This window comes from Novosphingobium arvoryzae (assembly GCF_014652615.1).
Lineage (GTDB): Bacteria > Pseudomonadota > Alphaproteobacteria > Sphingomonadales > Sphingomonadaceae > Novosphingobium > Novosphingobium arvoryzae.
Genome location: NZ_BMZD01000006.1, coordinates 1 through 19325, shown reverse-complemented (window position 1 = coordinate 19325; position 19325 = coordinate 1). Strand labels below are relative to the sequence as shown.

Below are 19325 nucleotides of genomic sequence, written 5' to 3'. Positions count from 1 at the left end.
GATGCGTTCGGTGGGAGAGGCGATTCGCGCGGCATTGCTGACAGCCGATCCCACCGCCAAGGCTTTTGCCGCCCGGCAAGTCGCGCGGGATTGGGCTGCCGGGCGCCTGGCATTCGCGTTCGAAGCACCGTTGCCGGATCGTCCGGCGCGCCCCGATCATCCCGAGTTGCTGCCGCCGGGGCGGATGCCCAAGCGCCGCCGGGGCGGGTCCGAACGCGGGCGAATCGCACTGTGGCACGCGCTGGCGCACATCGAATTCGTCGCGATCGATCTGGCGCTCGACATGGCAGGGCGATTCGGGGCTGAAATGGGGCCGGGGTTCGTCTCCGATTTCCTGGCGGTCGCGGCGGACGAGGCGATGCATTACGCGCTGCTGGCGCGCAAGCTGCGCACGCTGGGCAGCCATTACGGCGCGCTCCCCGCGCACGACGGCTTGTGGGATGCGGCCCATGCCACCCGTCACGACGTTGCCGCGCGGCTGGCCGTGGTGCCGATGGTGCTCGAAGCGCGCGGGCTGGATGTTACCCCCGCCACGCTGGAACGGGTCCGTGCCAGCGGGGATGAGAGCGGCGCGCGAATCCTGCAACGAATCCTTGACGACGAAATCCGGCACGTCCGGTTCGGCACAACGCATTTCGCCGCAGTTTGCGCCGCACGCGGCGAAACGGCGCAAATCCTTTGGAAATCGTTGGTTGAGCAGCACTTCAACGGGGCCGTTAAGCCACCGTTCAACGACTCGGCGCGCGGTGAAGCCGGCTTACCGCGCAGTTTCTATGCCGGGGTTGCATCCTGATCCCGACCCCGCTTTACCGATGCTCAACGAGAAGGCGGGGGGTCCGACCATCTCAGTGAAACGGGTTCGTCCGGTCCTGTTCCGGCCAATTGGCCAGATGGGGCGGACCGGAAAAGCAAGGTAGTTTGAGTGGTCGCGATTACGCTTTTTGCCAAGGTCAAGACGGTTCTCGGCGCTGCCGCGGCACTTGCCAGCCTGACCTTCGCCAATCCCGTGCTTGCCAACAGCAGCGCTGCCGTGGCCGATGTCGCCGCTCCGCTGCGTGCCGCCCAGGCCGCCAAGCCCGCGCCGGCTGGCGATGAAGAATTCCGCCGCCTGTTCTCCAGCTGGAAGTCGATCGAGGGCGGCAATGCCGCGCTGGCGATCAACACTGCCGCTCCGGTCGCCACGAGCGACGTTCCGGCCGCTTCGCTCTCGGCTATCCTGCGCCCCAACACCGTTTCGATCCCGTCGCTGATGCCGGTTGCCGGCGCCAAGCTGAGCAGCGGTTTCGGCATGCGCAACCACCCGGTGCTGGGTGGCCGTCGTCAGCATCAGGGCATCGACCTGGCTCAGCCGACCGGCACGCCGATCCGCGCCACTGCCGATGGCGTGGTGGGCCGCGCTGACTGGTTCAGCAGCTATGGCCTGTTCGTCAGCCTGGAACACGGCGGCAGCATCGAAACCCGCTATGGCCACATGTCGCGCCTGAACGTGGCTGCCGGCCAGTTCGTCAAGAAGGGCGACATCATCGGTTACGTCGGTTCGACCGGCCGTTCGACCGGTCCGCACCTGCACTATGAAGTCCGCATCGCGGGCGTCGCGGTCAACCCGATCCCCTACATGCAGGGCGATTCGGTTGACAGCGAAAGCGAAGTCGCGCTGGGCGGCTCCAAGTAAGAGATTATCTTCCGCGCATCCGGGCGGAAGCCCCGGAGCGCAGATCAGCTTCGGGAGGATGCTGGGAAACGGGCGATGGGCAACCATCGCCCGTTTCTGTTTGTGCGCGCGGGGCGCACTTTTGCCGAATCCCCGGGATGTTTCGTCCGATTTGGATTGCGCGATTTAACCGATCGGTTAAACCATGACGCAAACGGCGATGATAGCCGTAGTTCGGAGAGTGACAGCCCATGCATCCTTCAGTTCACGCCAAGGCGAATCCCGATAAGCCCGCCATCATCATGGGGGCCAGCGGAGAGACGATTTCCTATGCCGAACTGGACCGACGCTCCAACCAGGTTGCCCAGCTGGTGCGGTCCAAGGGCATCAAGGTGGGTGAGACGATTGCCGTCTGCATGGAAAATCATCCGTGGTATTTCGGCGTCACCTGGGGCGCACAGCGCGCGGGGCTGCACTATGTCTGCGTGTCCAGCCGCCTGACCGCGCCTGAAATCGCCTATATCCTGGAAGATAGCGGGGCCAAGCTGCTGATCGGGTCGGCCTATCTCTCGCACACGCTGGATGAAGTGGCGAGGCTGGTGCCGGGCATCGCGCAGCTGCGGTTCGATGGGCCCGGTGCGCTGAGCGCCGAGGATGCGCTGGCCGCGCAGCCGGTTACCCCCATCGCCGATGAGCGCGCAGGGGTGGATATGCTCTATTCCTCTGGCACCACGGGCAAGCCCAAGGGGGTGAAGATCCCGTTGCCGGAAGACCCGGACATCGCGCAGATGAACTCGCTGGTCGGTCTCGCCAACATGGCGTTCGGCATTCAGCCCGGGGCGATCTATCTCTCGCCCGCGCCGCTCTATCACGCCGCGCCGCTGCGCTGGTGCATGACCGTTCACAAGCTGGGCGGGACCGTGGTGGTGATGGAACGGTTCGAACCCGAAGCCGCGCTGCAGATGATCGAGAAGTACAAGGTCACCGACAGCCAGTGGGTGCCCACGCACTTTGTCCGGATGCTCAAGCTGCCGGACGATGTGCGCGCGAAGTATGATGTCTCCAGCCTGAAATGCGCCATCCACGCCGCCGCGCCGTGCCCGGTGCCGGTCAAGCATGCGATGATCGACTGGTGGGGGCCGGTGCTCTACGAATACTACGCCGGGACGGAGGGCAACGGCTTTACCTTCATCACCAGTCAGGAATGGCTGGAGCGGCCCGGTTCGGTCGGCCGCGCGCTGACCGGGATCGTGCGCGTCTGCGACGAGAACGGCGATGAAGTGCCGCGCGGGACCGAGGGGCAGATCTTCTTCGAACCGGCCGAAGATACGGTGCCGTTCGAATACCACAACGACCCGGTCAAGACCGCGGAGAGCCGCAACAAGCACGGCTGGACCAGTCTGGGCGACGTCGGCTACCAGGACGAGGAAGGCTATGTCTTCCTGACCGACCGCAAGAGCTTCATGATCATTTCGGGCGGGGTGAACATCTATCCGCAAGAGATCGAGAACCTGCTGGTGCTGCACCCCAAGGTGGCCGACGCGGCCGTGATCGGTGCGCCCGATCCCGACTTTGGCGAACGGGTGGTCGCCGTGGTCCAGCCCGCCAACATGGCCGAGGCCGGACCCGACCTGGCGGACGAGCTGACCGCCTATCTGCGCCCGCAACTGTCGGGCGTGAAGATGCCGCGCCAGATCGATTTCCGCGAACAGCTGCCGCGCGAGCTGACCGGCAAGCTCTACAAGCGGCTGCTGCGCGACGAGTACAAGGCGGCTTATGAAGCGGCGCAGGCCGCGCAGTAACGATCCAACCTATCGGGCCCAGGCGCCGCAGAGCGCCGGGCCGGGAGAACAGCAATGACCATGCCCACTGCCTCGCCCGAGGCTGCCGTAGCGGTAATCGATCCCCGGTCCTATGCGGACTGGGACCCCTTGCTGGACCTGTTCGACCAGCTGCGCGCGCAAAGCCCCGTGGTGCGGATCGAAAGCCCCAGCGACGATCACGACCCGTTCTGGCTGGTCACCGGCTATGACGAGGTGATGAAGGTCAGCAAGGACAACGCGACCTTCCTGAACGCCCCGCGCGCGACGGTGTTCACCAACAAGACGGGGGAGCAGTTCGCCCGCCAGATCACCGCCCAGCAGGGCGAGGAAAGCCCCAATCTGGTCAGCTCGCTGGTCGTGCTCGACGCGCCCAAGCACCCCAAGCTGCGGCGGCTGACGCAGGAATGGTTCATGCCCAAGAACCTGCGCACGATCGAGGCGGACATTCGCGAACTGGCGAAGAAAACAGTCGACCGCCTGGTGGCCGCAGGGCCGGAGGCGGACTTTGTGCCGCTGGTGTCCGCGCCCTATCCCCTGCACGTGGTGATGCAGATTCTGGGCGTGCCGGAAGAGGACGAGCCGCGGATGCTGTTCCTGACCCAGCAGATGTTCGGCGGGCAGGACGAAGACCTCAACAAGTCTGGCCTTGCCAATCTGACGCCGGAACAGGTGTTCCAGATCGTGCGTGGTGCGGTGGCCGATTTCGAGGCCTATTTCGAAGGGCTGGCCGCACAGCGCCGGGCCAACCCGACCAGCGACGTGGCGACCATTCTGGCCAACGCGGTGATCGACGGCGAACCGATCAGCCCGCGCGATCTGGCGGGATACTACATCATCGTCGCGGCCGCCGGGCATGACACGACCTCTGCCTCCACTGCCGGGGCGATGCTGGCGCTGGCGCAGGACCCGGACCAGTTCGCGCGGGTCAAGGCCGACCGTAGCCTCGTGCCGGGAATCGTCGAGGAAGCGATTCGCTGGACCACCCCGGTGCAACACTTCATGCGCACGGCTGCCGCGGACGTGGAACTGGGCGGGGTGCAGGTGAAGGCGGGTGACTGGCTGATGCTGAACTACGTCGCGGCCAACCACGATCCGGCGCAGTTCGACAACCCCCGCAAGTTCGACGCCGCGCGCGAGGCCAACCGCCACGCCGCTTTCGGCGCGGGTGCCCACCAGTGCCTGGGGCTGCATCTGGCCCGGCTGGAAATGCGCATCCTGATCGACGCCCTGCTTGACCGGCTGGACAGCGTCGAGCTGGCGGGCGAGCCGAAGCGCGCCAAGAGCACGTTCGTCGGCGGGCTGAAGACCCTGCCGCTGCGGTTCAAGGCGAACTAAGCGCTGACCTCGCGCCATTCGCCGGGGGCGAGGCCGTCCAGTGTCCAGTCGCCGATGGCCCAGCGGACCAGTCGCAGCGTGGGGAAACCGGCGGCGGCGGTCATGCGGCGGACCTGGCGGTTGCGGCCTTCGCGGATGGTCAGGCGCAGCCAGCTGTCGGGCACGCTCTTGCGGAACCGGACCGGCGGATTGCGCGGCCACAGCACAGGCGGGACGATCCGCTCCACCTCGGCCGGCCGGGTCATCCCGTCGTTCAGTGGCACCCCGCGCCGCAGGGCAGCGAGCGCGGCCTCGTCCGGCTCGCCTTCCACTTGCACCAGATAGGTCTTGGGCAGCTTGAAGCGGGGGTCGGCGATCCGCGCCTGGAGCCGCCCGTCGTCCGTCAGCAGCAGCAACCCTTCGCTGTCGCGGTCCAGCCGCCCGGCAGGATAGACGCCGGGGACGGCGATATGGTCCGACAGGGTGGCGCGCGGGCTGTCCGCGCTGCCGCGATCCGTGAACTGCGACAGCACGTCATAAGGTTTGTTGAACAGGATCAGCCGCGCCATGCCGCGCGCCTTACCCGCCCGCGCGCCATCCGACCAGCCGCTCAGCGCCCCGTAAAGCGTGCCGGGCGCTTTTCGAGGAAGCTCTTGATGCCTTCCTGGAAATCGTCGCTGGCGAACAGGGGCAGCAGTTGCAGATAGACGTGCTGAACGTGGGTGGGGAAAGTCTCCTCCAGCCCCATGCGCATCATCCGCTTGGCCGAAGTGACGGCCAGCGGCGCGTTGGCGGCGATTTCGGCGGCCATGCGCAGCGCCTCCGCCTGCACCTGATCGGCGGGTACGACCACGTTCGCCAGCCCTTCGGCCAGACAGTCCGCCGCGCTGAGTGTGCGACCGGTGAAGATGATTTCGCTCGCCTTGGCCCAGCCCAGCATCCGGGGGAGGAACCATGTGCCCCCGCTTTCCGGCACGACCCCGCGCTTGACGAAAGCGGCGGCCAGCTTGGCGTCCTCGGCCATGATGCGGATGTCACAGCCCAGCGCGAGGTCCATGCCATAGCCCGCAGCCGAGCCATTGAGCGCGCAGATCACCGGTTTGTCGATGGCGTGCAGCACGGTGGGCGGGGTGTTGCGCAGATCCAGCGTGGCGGCGAACTTGTTGGCGGACCCGCCGATCCCTTCGCCGCTGGCAGCCTCGTTCAGGTCCAGCCCGGCGCAGAACGCGCGGCCCGTGCCGGTCAGCACGATCACGCGCACGTCCTGGTCCTCATTCGCGCGGGTGAGCACCACGCACAATTCGTCCAGCATCTCGCGCGAGATGGTGTTCATCCGCTCCGGCCGGTTGAGCGTGATCGTCGCGATATGCTCTGCGACGGCGTATTCCAGCGCTGCCATGCAATTCCCCTCTTGTTCGTTCTGCCGCAGCTTAAGGCGTGCGATCCGATCGGCAAGAGGGGGGGAGCTTACCCTTCGGCCAGCAGGCGCTGCATCATCGCGCGCACATCGTCCGCCATGTCCGGGCGCTGCAGCGCGATGGCCAGCGTCGCCTCGACAAAGCCGGTCTTGCTGCCGCAGTCATAGCGCTTGCCCGCGAACGTGACCGCGTGGAACGGCTGGGTGCCGATCATCCGCGCCATCGCATCGGTCAGCTGGATTTCGCCGCCAGCGCCCTTTTCCTGCCCTTCCAGCACCCGCATCACTTCGGGTTGCAGGATGTAGCGGCCGGAAATGATCAGGTTGCTGGGGGCGTCCTCGCGCCTGGGCTTTTCGACCAGTCCGGTGACTTCGGTCAACGCGCCGTCCGCGCCCAGTCCGCGCGCGCCCGGCGCGATCACGCCATAGCTGGACACTTCCTCTTCCGGCACTTCCAGCACCGAAATCAGATTGCCGCCCACTTCGTTATAGGCATCGACCATCTGCTTCATGCAGCCCGGCTGGCCGATCATCAGCTCGTCCGGCAGGAAGATCGCGAAAGGTTCATCTCCGACGATGGCCCGCGCGCACCAGATCGCGTGGCCCAGGCCCATCGGGACCTGCTGCCGCACGGCAACCAGGTTGCCTGGCTGGATGCGGGTGGGCTCCAGGATTTCGAGCGACTTGGCGCGCTCGGCCATGGTGGTTTCCAGTTCGAACGCGTGGTCGAAATGTTCGACGATCGCGGTCTTGCCCCGGCCGGTCACGAAGATCAGCTGCTCGATTCCCGCCTCGCGCGCTTCGTCCACCGCATACTGGATCAACGGACGGTCGATTACCGGCAGCATTTCCTTGGGGATGGCCTTGGTCGCGGGCAGAAAACGCGTCCCCATGCCCGCCACGGGGAATACGGCCTTGCGGATCGGCTTGCGGGAAGAACTGCTTGTCATGCCGGTGAATCTACCCTGTCCCTGTTACAGTGGTGTTTAAGCCGCTCTCATGTTGCATTGCAACAGTAGCGGTTATGCTGTGCATAGGGTTGCACGGCGCTTGCCGCTTGTAGAAATCCGGCTAAATCGCAAAAGCATGGACAAGATCATCATTGCGGGCGGCAAGCGCCTGTCCGGCACCATCCCGATTTCCGGCGCGAAGAACGCAGCCCTGACGCTGCTGCCCTGCGCCTTGCTGACGGATGAGCCGCTGACCCTGCGCAATCTGCCCCGGCTGGCCGACATCGACGGGTTCCAGCACCTGATGAACCAGTTTGGCGTCAGCACCACGATCGCGGGATCCCGGCCAGAGGATTTCGGTCGGGTGATGACCCTGGCCGCGACCCGCATGACCTCTACCGTCGCGCCCTATGAGCTGGTGCGCAAGATGCGCGCCTCGATCCTGGTGCTGGGCCCGATGCTGGCCCGCATGGGGGAGGCGACCGTGTCGCTGCCCGGAGGCTGCGCCATCGGCAACCGCCCGATCGACCTGCACCTCAAAGCGCTGGAAGCACTGGGCGCGCATATCGAGATGGCCGCCGGTTACGTAAAGGCCGTGGCCCCGGACGGCGGCTTGCCCGGGGGGCGCTACAGCTTCCCCGTGGTTTCCGTCGGTGCGACCGAAAACGCGCTGATGGCCGCCGTGCTGTGCACCGGCAAGTCGACTTTGCACAACGCCGCGCGCGAGCCGGAAATCGTTGACCTGTGCAACCTGCTGGTGGCGATGGGCGCGCAGATCGAGGGGATCGGCACCTCCGACCTGACGATCCACGGCGTGCCGCGCCTGCACGGCGCGACCTATCGCGTGATGTCCGACCGGATCGAGGCGGGCAGCTATGCTTGCGCCGCCGCGATCACCGGGGGCGACGTGTTCCTGCAACACGCCGTGATCGAGGAAATGGAAGCCACGGTGCAGGCGCTGCGCGATGCGGGCGTCCATGTCGAACCGCGTGCCGACGGCATCTATGTTGCCGCGGATGGGCCGATGAAGGCGGTGACGATCAGCACCGCGCCCTATCCCGGCTTTGCCACCGACATGCAGGCGCAGCTGATGGCGATGCTGTGCCTGGCGCAAGGGTCCAGCGTGCTGACCGAAACGATCTTCGAAAACCGCTACATGCACGTCCCCGAACTCAACCGCATGGGCGCGCATATCGAAACCAAGGGGCGTACGGCCATCGTCCACGGCGTGGAAAAGCTGACCGGCGCGGAAGTGATGGCGACTGACCTGCGCGCCTCGATGAGCCTGGTGATCGCTGGCCTCGCGGCCGAAGGGGAAACCCAGGTCCACCGGCTCTATCACCTCGATCGCGGGTATGAGCGGCTGGAGGAAAAGCTGGCGCTGGTCGGCGCGCAGATCGAACGCGTCGGCGGGGATTGATCCGCGCCGGGCTGGCGAATAGTGTTGGTGAACCGGGACAAAGCAACCTCCCGGTCAGGCGGGTTCCGCCCAAGCGTTGCCTTGATCGCCCGCGCGTCTGCGGGTGAAAAGGCATGGAGTTTGGCGTGAACGCATCCACCCCTTCGTTTTCCGAACTGGTCCGTACTTTTGCCCGGATTGGCTGCCTCAGCTTTGGCGGTCCGGCGGGACAGATTGCGCTGATGCACCGCGAAGTGGTGGAGGAGCGCGGCTGGGTCAGCGAGGAGCAATATCTCCACGCGCTGAATTTCTGCCATTTCCTGCCCGGACCGGAAGCGCAGCAGCTTGCCACCTGGATCGGCTGGAAACTGCATGGCTGGCGCGGCGGGCTGGCGGCAGGGTTGCTGTTCGTCATCCCCGGGGCGCTGGTGATCCTGGGCCTGTCGATGCTCTATGCGGCGGCGGCGCGGCTGGACTGGTTCGCGGCGCTGTTCCTGGGGATCAAGGCGGCGGTGCTGGCGCTGGTGGTACAGGCACTGTTGCGGATTGCCGGGCGCGCGCTGGATACCCGGTTCAAACAGGGGTTGGCCGTGGCGGCGTTCGCCGCGCTGGCACTGCTGGCGCTGCCGTTTCCGCTGGTGGTGCTGGGGGCGGGCGCGCTGGGCTTTATCGTCGCGGCGCTGCGGCCGGATTGGCTGGCGTTGAAACCGATCGCGGCGGGGGCGCCGCTGCCGCCCCGGCCATGGGCCGCCAGCTTGCGCGCGGTGCTGGTATGGGGCGCGGTCTGGGTGGCACCGCTGGTGCTTGTGCTGGTCACCTTGGGCCGCGATCATGTGCTGTGGCAGGTGGCTACGTTCTTCTCGCAGTTGGCGGTGGTCACCTTTGGCGGCGCCTATGCGGTGCTGGCCTACATGGCGCAGGAAGCCGTAGGCACGCTCGGCTGGCTCGGCACGGGTGAAATGGCCGACGGTCTGGGGCTGGCCGAAACGACGCCGGGGCCGCTGATTCTGGTGACGCAGTTCGTCGGCTATCTGGCGGCATTCCGCGCGCCAGAGCCGTTCAGCCCGCTGGTGGCTGGTGTGCTGGGCGCGGCGCTGACCACCTGGGTGACGTTCGCGCCGTGCTTTTTGTGGATATTCACCTTCGCGCCGTGGATTGAACGGCTGGAGCGGTCCGCCCGGCTGAAAGGCGCGCTGGCGGCGATTACTGCGGCGGTCGTCGGGGTGATTGCCAGCCTGACGCTGTGGTTTGCGGGGCACCTGCTGTTCCGCCAGTTTGATGCCGCGCGGTCGGCCGATCTGCCGTTCGAACTGCCGGTCTGGAGCAGTTTCGATGGCCGCGCGGCGCTGCTCGCCGGGCTTGGCGCGGTACTGTTGCTGCGGCTGAAATGGGGCGTGTTGCCGGTGCTCGGAGTGACGGCCTCAGCGGGGCTGTTGCTGGCTCAGTTCTGATACCAGCCAGCCGACCAGCCAGACCCGCACCGCGCCCGCCAGCCCCGGCGGGACGGGCGCGGCGATCCGCTCCGCATCGATCCGGGCGACCAGTGCATTGATCGGCAGGCCCTCCGCCGCCGCCGCCTGCTTTAGCAGTTCCCAGAACAGCGGTTCGAGGCTGATCGAGGTCTTGTGCCCGGCGATCTCGACCGAGCGTTTGACCGGGGGGTGAAAGGGCGTGGTCACCCGGTGAGCCTACCCGGTCGTGGCATGACTGGAAAGGGGCGGCGCTTTCCTACCGGGGCGGGATATGCCATCCCTGCGCATGCGGGCGGGCGGGCATGGCGAAATGCGGTCAGCGCTTCACTTATCCATCTAAATAATTGTATAAAAAGATAAATAACAAATCTTCTGCGCCGCTTGGGGGCGTCCCGGTGCCATCCTGACCGCGCCATGATCTTGTCAGGCGCGGTCAGGGGCCGGTCAATACATGTGCTGGCCGCCGTTGATGCTCATCGTCGAGCCGGTGGCAAAGCCGCCTTCCTCCGACGTGAAGAACGCCACCCCGCGGGCGATCTCGTCGGCATGGCCCAGCCGCCCGACCGGGATCTTGGCGACGATCTTTTCCAGCACCGGGGCGGGCACGGCGGCGACCATGTCGGTGTCGATATAGCCCGGCGCGATGGCGTTGACCGTCACCCCGAATTTCGCGCCTTCCTGCGCCAAGGCCTTGGTGAACCCGTGGATTCCGGACTTGGCGGCGGCATAGTTGACCTGGCCATACTGGCCCGCCTGCCCGTTGATCGACCCGATGTTGACGATCCGCCCCCAGCCACGCTCCCGCATGCCGGGGAAAGTCGCCTTGGCCATGTTGAAGCACCCGCCAAGGTTGATTCGCATCACTTCGTTCCAGTCATCGAAGCTCATCTTGTGGAGCACCCCGTCCCGGGTGATCCCGGCGTTGTTGACCACGATGTCGATCGGCCCGAATTCCGCCGCCAGGTCGTTGCAGTTGTGAATGCAGGCCTCGTGGTCGCCCACGTCCCAGCGGAATGAGGGGATGCCGGTGCGTGCGGTAAAGGCCTTGGCGGCCGCGTCGTTGCCGCCATAGTTGGCGATGACGGTTCGCCCCTGTTCCTTCAGCGCCAGGCAGATCGCCTCGCCAATGCCCCTGGTTCCGCCGGTAACGATTGCAACGCGTGCCATGCCAGATGTTCCCCCGTTTCAGGATTCCGTAACGGCAAGACTATGCCGCTCACCGTAACCCGGCAAGGCATTCGCATACGTAAATTTCGGGTGACCGACAGCCGGTCAGAATCGGAACTGGGTGCCCACGTAAACGGCCTGGTTGTCCTGTCGCCCATCGGTCAGCGGCAAGAGGCGGTCCCGGTCGGTCGAGGAATAGCGCACGCCTGCGGTGACGTTCAGGTTGCGTGACAGGCGATAGCTGCCGCCCACGTCGACAGTCTGGTCGTTCTGCTCGAACGTGCGTGGGCTGCGGCCCGATTTTTCCTTTTCATCCAGCGCAATGCGCGGGCTGAACCGGCCCGGATCGGCGCTGGTTGCGGGCGTACTGGGCTTGTAGGCGGCCAGATCCGGGATGTCGCTGCGGCGCGCATCGCTGATCCCGCTGGACTGTGCGAAGCTGCGATAGCCGCGCGCCGAGCCCAGGCTGTAGCCGGTCGGCGCGATGCGCAGCGCATTGCCCAGCGCGGCTTCGCTTACGCTCTGCTTCGCGCCAAGCATCAGGTTGCGGGCGCTGCGGGCATCCAGCCGGACCGCGACGGTAACGGAGCGATCGGCCCGGTTCGGCGTGGCCGCCGGGGTAAAGCGGAAGGCGCGCCCCTTGGCCAGTGCGCGCACCGAGATGGAGCGGGCCAGCCGCGGATCCACTTCGGCTGGCATGAACGTTCCGCTCACCACATCGGCCTGCTGGGCCTGGGCATCGGGTTCGAACTGGCTGGACAGCGCCAGCACCCCGCTGGGCAGGGCGAGCAGACCGACCGCGCCAGCCAGCAGGAGCGCGGCCGTGCCGCTCCCACGTTTGCTGAGCCTGATCGTCTTGATCTGCATGGCTGGCGTGCAATTCCCATCTGCCGCGCGACTCTCCGCGCCGGTGCGCCGATTCTCGCGCCAAACGCGTAACAATCCAAGGATTAAATGGCGCGGGGCGTGTGAATTGTGCCTTAACGCGTGCCAATGGACATGGCGGGCGATCCATTCAGCGCGCATTCACCGGTGGAAGGCCCATGAAGCGCGCGACGTGCGCACTTGCCGCTGGTGCTGCCTTGGTTATAGAGGCAGCGACGGACAGCAAGCTGCCGCAAACACAGGATCTGGATTGACGCAATGATCGCCACAACCACCACCGGCCGTACTTCTTTCCGTCTGATCGGCCGCACCGGGCTGGTTGCCGTGGCCGCGCTCGCGCTGGTCAGCTGCGGCAAGAAGGACCGTCCGAAGGCGGACCTCGCCGCGTCGCAGGTCACCACGATCGGCGTGAACAGCTATCTCTGGCGTGCCAGCCTCGAAGCGCTGAGCTTCATGCCGCTGCTCCAGACCGACAGCAACGGCGGCGTTATCGTGACCGACTGGTACGCCAACCCGAACAATCCGGGTGAGCGGATGAAGGTCACCGTCACGATCCTCGACCAGGATCTGCGGGCCGATGCCCTGCGCGTTGCCGCCAGCCGCCAGACCTCGCAGAACGGCGTGTGGGTCGATGCCCCGGTCCAGGCCGCAACGGTGCAGAAGCTGGAAGACGTGATCCTGACCAAGGCCCGCGATCTGCGCCGCAACGCGGTCAAGTAAGGTAACTCCCCCCTCGACAAGCCGCGCAGTGCGGCTAGAGGGGCGAGCATGACCACTGCCAATCAAGAAACCGGCCGTTTCGACGCGGCCTCCGCCGATCCGCGCTGGCAGCGCGTGTGGGACGACGCGCAAAGCTTCCGCGCGGACGACAATTCGCCCAAGCCGCGCAGCTACGTGCTCGAGATGTTTCCCTATCCGTCGGGGCGCATCCACATCGGCCACGTCCGCAACTACACGATGGGCGACGTGCTGGCCCGCTACAAGCGGATGCAGGGCTTTGAAGTGCTGCACCCGATGGGCTGGGATGCCTTCGGGATGCCGGCGGAAAACGCCGCGATGGAAAAGGGCGTCCACCCCGGCGGCTGGACCCGCGACAACATCGCCAACATGAAGGCCCAGCTGAAGCGCCTCGGCTTCGCGCTCGACTGGAGCCGCGAGATCGCCACCTGCGAGCCGGAATACTACGGCCACGAGCAGGCGCTGTTCCTCGACCTCTATGCGGCGGGCCTGGTCTATCGCAAGGAATCGGCGGTCAACTGGGACCCGGTCGACATGACCGTGCTGGCCAACGAACAGGTGATCGACGGGCGCGGCTGGCGCAGCGGCGCGCTGGTCGAAAAGCGCAAGCTGAACCAGTGGTTCCTGAAGATCACCGATTTTGCCGACGAGTTGCTGGAAGGGCTGGGCAGCCTCGACAACTGGCCGGAAAAGGTTCGGCTGATGCAGGAAAACTGGATCGGCAAAAGCCAGGGCCTGCAATTCCGTTTCCACAGCACCGATGGCGCGAGCGAGGTTGAGGTGTTCACCACCCGTCCGGACACGATCTTCGGCGCCAGCTTCGTCGCCATTGCCGCCGATCACCCGATCGCGCAGGCGCAGGCTGCGGCCAATCCGGCGGTTGCGGACTTCATCGCGCAGTGCAAGCTGGGCGGGACGACGGCTGCGGAAATCGAGACGCAGGAAAAGCTGGGCTATGACACCGGCATTCGCCTGAAGCATCCCTTCGATGCGGGGATCGAGCTGCCGCTCTACATCGCCAACTTCGTGCTGATGGATTACGGCACCGGCGCGGTGTTCGGCTGCCCGGCGCATGACCAGCGCGACCTGGACTTTGCCCGCAAGTACGATCTGCCCGTCACCCGCGTGGTGGCCGATGGCGATCTGACCGATCCGATGTTCGTGGGGAACGAGGCCTATACCGGCCCCGGCGCGCTGGTGAATTCGCGCTTCCTTGACGGGCTGGATGTTGAAGCGGCCAAGGCCGAAGTCATTGCCCGTGCCGAAGCCGGAAACTGGGGCCACGGCACCACCGTGTGGCGGCTGCGCGACTGGGGCGTTTCGCGCCAGCGCTATTGGGGCACGCCGATCCCGTTCATCCACTGTGACAGCTGCGGTGTCGTGCCGGTGCCCAAGGACCAGCTGCCTGTCACCCTGCCGGAGGACGTCAGCTTTGACATTCCCGGCAACCCGCTGCTGCGCCACCCGACGTGGAAGCACGTCGATTGCCCGCAGTGCGGCAAGGCGGCGGTGCGCGAAACCGACACACTGGATACTTTCGTCGACTCGTCGTGGTATTTCCTGCGCTTTGCCAGCCAGCCGGCCGACAAGCCGTTCGATCCCGACGTGATCGCCAAGTGGCTGCCGGTGGAGCAGTATATCGGCGGGATCGAGCACGCGATCCTGCACTTGCTCTATGCCCGGTTCTGGACCCGCGCGCTGGAGCGGATCGGCAAGATCAAGGTCAAGGAACCCTTCGCCAGCCTGTTCACGCAGGGAATGGTGACGCACGAAACCTATAGCCGCATTGATCCGGCCAACGGCCAGCCGATCTATTTCAGCCCGGCGGACGTCGATCGCGGGTCGGATGCGGCGACGCTCAAGGCCGATGGCCAGCCGGTGGAAATCGGCCGGGTCATCAAGATGTCGAAGAGCAAGAAGAACGTCGTCGATCCCGATGACATCATCGACCAGTACGGCGCGGACGCGGTGCGCTGGTTCATGCTGTCCGACAGCCCGCCCGAACGCGATCTGCCGTGGTCCGAAGCCGGGATCGAGGGCTGCGCCCGCTTCGTCCAGCGGCTGTGGCGCCTGTTCGCGCAGTACGATGCCGCCGCCACCGGCGAGGACAAGGCGCTGGACCGCAAGCGCGACCAGACCGTTGCCGCCATCGCCGCCGATATCGAGGCGCTGAGCTTCAACAAGGCGGTGGCGCGCATCTACGAGTTGACCAGCGCGACCGACAAGGCCGCGCCCTCGGCCAGCCGCTCCGCCGCGATCCGCGCGCTGCTGCTGCTGGTCGCGCCGATGATGCCGCACCTGGCCGAGGAAGCCTGGGGCAAGATCGGCGAAGGCCTGATTGCCGACGCCGCCTGGCCGGCGGTCGATCCGGCGCTGCTGGTGGAAGACGAAGTGACCATCGCGATCCAGGTGCTGGGCAAGCTGCGCGATACCATCACCGTGGCCAAGGGTACGGCCAAGGAGGAGCTTGAGGCACTTGCCCTGGCCTCCGACAAGGTGCAGCGTGCACTGGATGGCAAGCCGGTGAAGAAAGTGATCGTGGTGCCCGATCGTCTGGTGAATCTCGTCGCATGAAGTGGCTGATTGCCCCCGCGTGTGCCTTGCTGCTGTCCGCTTGCGGCTTGCAGCCGATGTATGCGGGCGGGGCTGGCGGGGCCGTTGCGCAAGGGCTGGCCGCGGTCGAAGTGCCGGCGATCGAAGGACGCGCGGGCTGGCTGATGCGCAATGCGCTGGTCGACCGGCTGGGCGCGGCAGGCGGGCAGGGCGCTCCGGCGCGCTACCGGCTCGACGTCCGGCTGGATGACAAGCTGGAAGGGCTGGGCTTGCTGTCCGACGATACCATCGGGCGCGAGCGCCGCACGCTGCGGGCGCGATATCAGCTGGTCGATCTGGCCACGGGTGAAATCCTGCTCGATGCCACGGCGGGCTCTGATGCCGGGATCGATGTCGTCAGTTCCGAGTATGCGACCATCGCGGCAGAGCAGACCGCGCTGGAGAACCTCTCCAAGTCGGTTGCGGACCGGATCGTCACGCGCGTTTCGCTGCAATTGCGCGGCGCGGCGCGCGAAGCCTCTGCGGGCCAGTGAAGGCCACCCAAAAGGATTTCAAGGGCCAGGCCGCGCGCTTTGCGCGAGAGGCCGGCATCTTCTTTTTCTGCGGGCCCGATGAAGCCGGCGTGCAGGACGCCGCCATGCAGATTGCCGCCCTGCTGCCCGATCCTGGTGAGCGGGTGGAACTGTCCGGCGCGGACCTGCGGCGCGATCCGGTGCGACTGGGGGATGAGGCGCGCTCGACCTCGCTGTTCGGCGACAAGCGCCATATCTGGGTCCGGGCGAGCGGCGACGAGGCGCACGATGCGGTTGAAAACCTGCTGGCCGGAACGGCGGAGGCATGCCCGGTCCTGATCGTCGCCACGAATGCCACCGACAAGTCGCGGACAGCCAAGCTGCTGGCGAATCGGCCCGATGCCCTCGTGGCGATGTTCTATCCGCCGGATTTGCGCTCGCTCACTGCCTCGGTGCGCGACCTTGCGGATGCTGCCGGTCTGCGGCTGGGCGGGGACCTGGCGGAACGGATCGCGCGGGCAGCCGCGCTCGACCTGCGGCTGGCGCAATCGGAAGTCACCAAACTGGCGCTCTATCTGGATGCCAGCCCGCAATCGCCGCGCACCGCCGATCTGGCCGCGCTGGAAGCGATCGGTGCCAGGACCGAGGAAGATGGGCTGAACCCCATCGTCAATGTCGTGCTGGGGGGGGAAGTCGCCAAATTGCCCCACGAATTGCGCCGGATGCGCGAACTGGGGCTGAATCCGGTTGGCGTTCTATTGGCGGTGGAGCGCCGCGCGGCCCAGCTGGCGGCGCTTGCGGCCAAGGCGGGGCCGAAAGGCGACATAGGCGACCTGATCAAGGCCGAAGTCGCGGCGCGCCGGATCTTCTGGAAGGATGAGCGCGATATTGGCGCGCAACTGCGCCGCTGGCGCGGCCCGCGTCTGGCCCGACTGGTCGAAAAGCTGGTGGGCCTGCACCGTGCCTTGCTGGGCAATAGCCAGCAGGCAGAGCTCCTGTTGGCGCAAGGATTGGCCGAGATCGCAAGGGCTGCCGCGAAGCGATAGACTTGTCTTCGCCAATTGTTTTGAAAATTGATCGCGAATTAACTGTTCCTATCAGAAGCATGCGTTGTTACGTAACGGGCGGGCGCGCAATTGGGAATCTATTCGCAGTGACTGATTTAGCGGTGGCCGTGCCAGACGGTCAGGACCGGCCCATAGTTCTTGTCGCGTCGCTGGAGCGGCGGCGGCTGCAGGTTTACCTTGGCCAATTGCTGGCCGATGGGGCCATGCTGCTGCTGGGCTTCGGGCTGGCCAGCTATGTCTATCTTGGCAATCCGTTCGATGAGCGGCTGTGGCCTGCGGCGCAATTGCTGCTGCCGCTGTTCTGGACGATCGCGCTGCTGAACCGGACCTACTCTGTCCCGGCCCTGGTGGCCGGCAACTTTGGGCTGCAGCGCGCGATGGCGGCGCTGGGGCTGGCCGTGCTGGCGCTGATTGTCCTGCTGTTCCTGACCCGCTCAAGCCTCTCACTGTCGCGTGCGGGATCGCTGCTGGGGCTTGGCGCATCGTCCCTGCTGATCGTCTGGGCGCGGGTCAATCTGCAGCCCTATGTCCGGAGGTTGGTGGGCCCGCGTGCGGAAAACCTGCTGTTGATCGATGACGGCGGTCCACCGATCGACGCGGCCAATGCGCTGCGAATCAATGCCCAACTGGCCGGGATCGTGCCTTCGGTCGAAGACCCGCACGCGCTGGACCGGATCGCCCAGGTCATTCGCAACATGGACCGCGTGGTGGTCAGTTGCCCACCCGAACGGCGGCAGGTGTGGGCGCTGGTGCTCAAGGGCGGGCAGATGCGCGGCGAAATTGTCGATAACGAAGTCGACACGCTAGGTATCATCGGCACCAGCCGGGCGGACGGGATCAGTTCGCTGGTCGTTTCGGCCGGGCCGCTGGGGCTCAGGGCCAGGGCGACCAAGCGCATCTTCGATCTCGCGCTGACCGTACCCGCGCTGCTGGTGCTGGGCATCCCGATGCTGGTGATCGCGGCCCTGATCCACTTCCAGGACGGCGGTCCGGCCTTGTTCCTGCAGCGTCGGGTCGGGCGCAACAACCAGTTCTTCTGGATCTACAAGTTTCGCTCGATGCGCGTTGCGGCCAGCGATTCGCTGGGCAAGCAGTCAACCCGCCGGGATGACGACCGCATCACCCCGCTGGGGGCGTTTCTTCGCAAGACCAGCATCGATGAATTGCCGCAACTGCTCAACGTGTTGAAGGGGGAGATGAGCCTCGTCGGCCCCCGTCCGCATGCGTTGGCATCGCAGGCGGGGAATCGGTTGTTCTACGAAATCGATTCGCGATATGCGCATCGTCACGCCCTGAAGCCGGGGCTGACGGGATTGGCACAAATCCGCGGTCTTCGGGGGGCGACCGAGCAGGAGGATGACCTGACCCAGCGTCTTCAGGCCGATCTTGAATACCAAGCCGGCTGGTCGATTCTTCGGGATCTTGGCATTATTTTCAAGACGCTACGGGTCCTGGTCCATGACCGGGCCTATTGAATCCGGGGAATTTGCGGGGCGGGCCATCGCTGCAATCGCGATGCTGCATCGCAGCGAATTTTCCGAGGAATGTCGGATTCCTACAATCCCCGGTCTACGTAGCTTTACTATAAGGCCAATTGCGTGTTAACTAACACCTGATTTCAGATTTTGGAGAAAGCTTGTGGCTGGACAATTCTTTGCAGTGCTCGCGGCGGCTGGGCTGGTAAGCGCCGGTGTTGCCGCTACGGGCGAAACCCGTTCCGCAGCCGCTCTGCCGACAGTGTCGGTTGAAGCGGTGGCCGTTGCAGCCAAGGCCGAGGCCGACGCGTGCAAGACCGAAGCCGTTGCCCAGGGTGCCGACGTTGTCGCGACTCTGCAGCAGGATCGCGCTTGCTACGGTGCCGGTCAGGGTGGTGGCGAGGGCATGAACGCCCTGCCGATCATTCTGGGTGGTGCGGGCATGATCGGTCTGGGCATTGCCCTGGCGAGCGGCAGCAACGCCTGATCATTGCAGTCATTGCGTTGAACTGAAAAGGGGCCCCGTCTCTGGCGAGGGCCCTTTTTTATGGAGTCGACCAATCTTCAATCTGGCCTCCCTCAGCGCGAATCGCGCGCAATCGCTCCGTCTACTCGGCATCGGCTTCATTTGCTCGGTTCTGGTTCTGGGCGGCGGTGGCACCCCTGCGCCGCTACCTGAGCTCGCCTGCGAATTGCTGGCGGCGGTGGCGCTCTTCGGCTGGTTCGCACTGCGCGGGCCGGAGGCGCTGGCCGTCGATCGCCGGATATGGATCGCGCTGGCCCTGATCGCGGTTGTGCCGCTGTTGCAACTGGACGCCTCGAAAAACTCTGGCGTTTGAAGGTCGGATTTGATTCACTTCGCCGACGAGGCGTCGGAGGCGGTGATGGCAGGGCAGCCGGGT

Annotated in this window: 19 protein-coding genes; 13 read left to right on the top strand and 6 right to left on the bottom strand. The window is 65.7% G+C overall.

Annotated features, from left to right (window positions below; translation table 11 throughout):
- Nucleotide 1 precedes the first annotated feature (1 nt).
- From IE113_RS12275 to IE113_RS12260, 4 genes are all read left to right on the top strand, one after another.
- The gene (locus tag IE113_RS12275; protein ID WP_373297869.1) at nucleotides 2-793 is read left to right on the top strand and encodes a ferritin-like domain-containing protein; all 792 of its coding nucleotides are present in this window, start codon (nucleotides 2-4) and stop codon (nucleotides 791-793) included.
- Nucleotides 794-922: 129 nt separating this feature from the next.
- Nucleotides 923-1672 carry a M23 family metallopeptidase gene (locus IE113_RS12270; protein ID WP_373297868.1) on the top strand — a complete coding sequence of 250 codons (750 nt, stop codon included), beginning with the start codon at nucleotides 923-925 and terminating at the stop codon, nucleotides 1670-1672.
- A 230-nt stretch (nucleotides 1673-1902) separates the two neighbouring features.
- Nucleotides 1903-3453, top strand: coding sequence for an acyl-CoA synthetase (locus tag IE113_RS12265; RefSeq protein WP_189541920.1), 1551 nt, complete (start codon nucleotides 1903-1905; stop codon nucleotides 3451-3453).
- A gap of 54 nt (nucleotides 3454-3507) precedes the next feature.
- Nucleotides 3508-4809 (top strand): cytochrome P450, encoded by a 1302-nt coding sequence (locus IE113_RS12260; RefSeq protein ID WP_189541918.1) that lies wholly within the window; start codon nucleotides 3508-3510, stop codon nucleotides 4807-4809.
- Here IE113_RS12260 and IE113_RS12255 read toward each other — a convergent pair.
- The 3 genes from IE113_RS12255 to galU form a co-directional block, all read right to left on the bottom strand.
- Nucleotides 4806-5357, bottom strand: coding sequence for an rRNA large subunit pseudouridine synthase E (locus IE113_RS12255; RefSeq protein ID WP_189541917.1), 552 nt, complete (start codon nucleotides 5355-5357; stop codon nucleotides 4806-4808). The genes IE113_RS12260 and IE113_RS12255 overlap by 4 nt on opposite strands.
- A gap of 41 nt (nucleotides 5358-5398) precedes the next feature.
- Nucleotides 5399-6187, bottom strand: a complete 789-nt coding sequence (locus tag IE113_RS12250; RefSeq protein WP_189541915.1) for an enoyl-CoA hydratase/isomerase family protein — start codon at nucleotides 6185-6187, stop codon at nucleotides 5399-5401.
- A gap of 68 nt (nucleotides 6188-6255) precedes the next feature.
- Nucleotides 6256-7155, bottom strand: coding sequence for a UTP--glucose-1-phosphate uridylyltransferase GalU (gene galU, locus IE113_RS12245; protein WP_189541913.1), 900 nt, complete (start codon nucleotides 7153-7155; stop codon nucleotides 6256-6258).
- A 136-nt stretch (nucleotides 7156-7291) separates the two neighbouring features.
- On the opposite strand from galU, the gene murA reads away from it, so the two are divergent.
- The gene (murA, locus tag IE113_RS12240) at nucleotides 7292-8575 is read left to right on the top strand and encodes a UDP-N-acetylglucosamine 1-carboxyvinyltransferase (RefSeq protein ID WP_189541911.1); all 1284 of its coding nucleotides are present in this window, start codon (nucleotides 7292-7294) and stop codon (nucleotides 8573-8575) included.
- A 125-nt stretch (nucleotides 8576-8700) separates the two neighbouring features.
- Nucleotides 8701-10005, top strand: coding sequence for a chromate efflux transporter (chrA, locus tag IE113_RS12235; protein WP_373297867.1), 1305 nt, complete (start codon nucleotides 8701-8703; stop codon nucleotides 10003-10005).
- On the opposite strand, the gene IE113_RS12230 is transcribed toward chrA, so the two are convergent.
- The 3 genes from IE113_RS12230 to IE113_RS12220 all read right to left on the bottom strand — a co-directional run bounded on the left by IE113_RS12230 (nucleotide 9976) and on the right by IE113_RS12220 (nucleotide 12060).
- Nucleotides 9976-10233, bottom strand: a complete 258-nt coding sequence (locus tag IE113_RS12230) for a ribbon-helix-helix domain-containing protein (RefSeq protein ID WP_189541908.1) — start codon at nucleotides 10231-10233, stop codon at nucleotides 9976-9978. The genes chrA and IE113_RS12230 overlap by 30 nt on opposite strands.
- Nucleotides 10234-10470: 237 nt before the next feature.
- Nucleotides 10471-11193, bottom strand: a complete 723-nt coding sequence (phbB, locus tag IE113_RS12225; protein ID WP_189541906.1) for an acetoacetyl-CoA reductase — start codon at nucleotides 11191-11193, stop codon at nucleotides 10471-10473.
- A gap of 105 nt (nucleotides 11194-11298) precedes the next feature.
- The gene (locus IE113_RS12220; protein WP_189541904.1) at nucleotides 11299-12060 is read right to left on the bottom strand and encodes a hypothetical protein; all 762 of its coding nucleotides are present in this window, start codon (nucleotides 12058-12060) and stop codon (nucleotides 11299-11301) included.
- Nucleotides 12061-12336: 276 nt separating this feature from the next.
- Here IE113_RS12220 and IE113_RS12215 point away from each other — a divergent pair, with 276 nt between their 5' ends.
- The 7 genes from IE113_RS12215 (at nucleotide 12337) to IE113_RS12185 (ending at nucleotide 19262) form a co-directional block, all read left to right on the top strand.
- Nucleotides 12337-12798, top strand: a complete 462-nt coding sequence (locus tag IE113_RS12215) for a DUF3576 domain-containing protein (RefSeq protein ID WP_189541902.1) — start codon at nucleotides 12337-12339, stop codon at nucleotides 12796-12798.
- A 48-nt stretch (nucleotides 12799-12846) separates the two neighbouring features.
- Entirely contained in the window at nucleotides 12847-15390 is a 2544-nt protein-coding gene (gene leuS, locus IE113_RS12210) for a leucine--tRNA ligase (protein ID WP_189541900.1), read from the top strand.
- The gene (gene lptE / locus IE113_RS12205; RefSeq protein WP_189541898.1) at nucleotides 15387-15902 is read left to right on the top strand and encodes an LPS assembly lipoprotein LptE; all 516 of its coding nucleotides are present in this window, start codon (nucleotides 15387-15389) and stop codon (nucleotides 15900-15902) included. Before leuS ends, lptE begins: the two co-directional genes overlap by 4 nt.
- Nucleotides 15899-16927 carry a DNA polymerase III subunit delta gene (holA, locus tag IE113_RS12200; protein WP_189541896.1) on the top strand — a complete coding sequence of 343 codons (1029 nt, stop codon included), beginning with the start codon at nucleotides 15899-15901 and terminating at the stop codon, nucleotides 16925-16927. Before lptE ends, holA begins: the two co-directional genes overlap by 4 nt.
- 107 nt (nucleotides 16928-17034) lie before the next feature.
- Nucleotides 17035-18423 carry a sugar transferase gene (locus IE113_RS16395; protein WP_308430066.1) on the top strand — a complete coding sequence of 463 codons (1389 nt, stop codon included), beginning with the start codon at nucleotides 17035-17037 and terminating at the stop codon, nucleotides 18421-18423.
- Nucleotides 18424-18586: 163 nt separating this feature from the next.
- The gene (locus IE113_RS12190; RefSeq protein ID WP_189541894.1) at nucleotides 18587-18910 is read left to right on the top strand and encodes a hypothetical protein; all 324 of its coding nucleotides are present in this window, start codon (nucleotides 18587-18589) and stop codon (nucleotides 18908-18910) included.
- 205 nt (nucleotides 18911-19115) lie between these two features.
- Nucleotides 19116-19262 carry a hypothetical protein gene (locus IE113_RS12185; RefSeq protein ID WP_189541890.1) on the top strand — a complete coding sequence of 49 codons (147 nt, stop codon included), beginning with the start codon at nucleotides 19116-19118 and terminating at the stop codon, nucleotides 19260-19262.
- The last annotated feature ends 63 nt before the right edge of the window (nucleotides 19263-19325 follow it).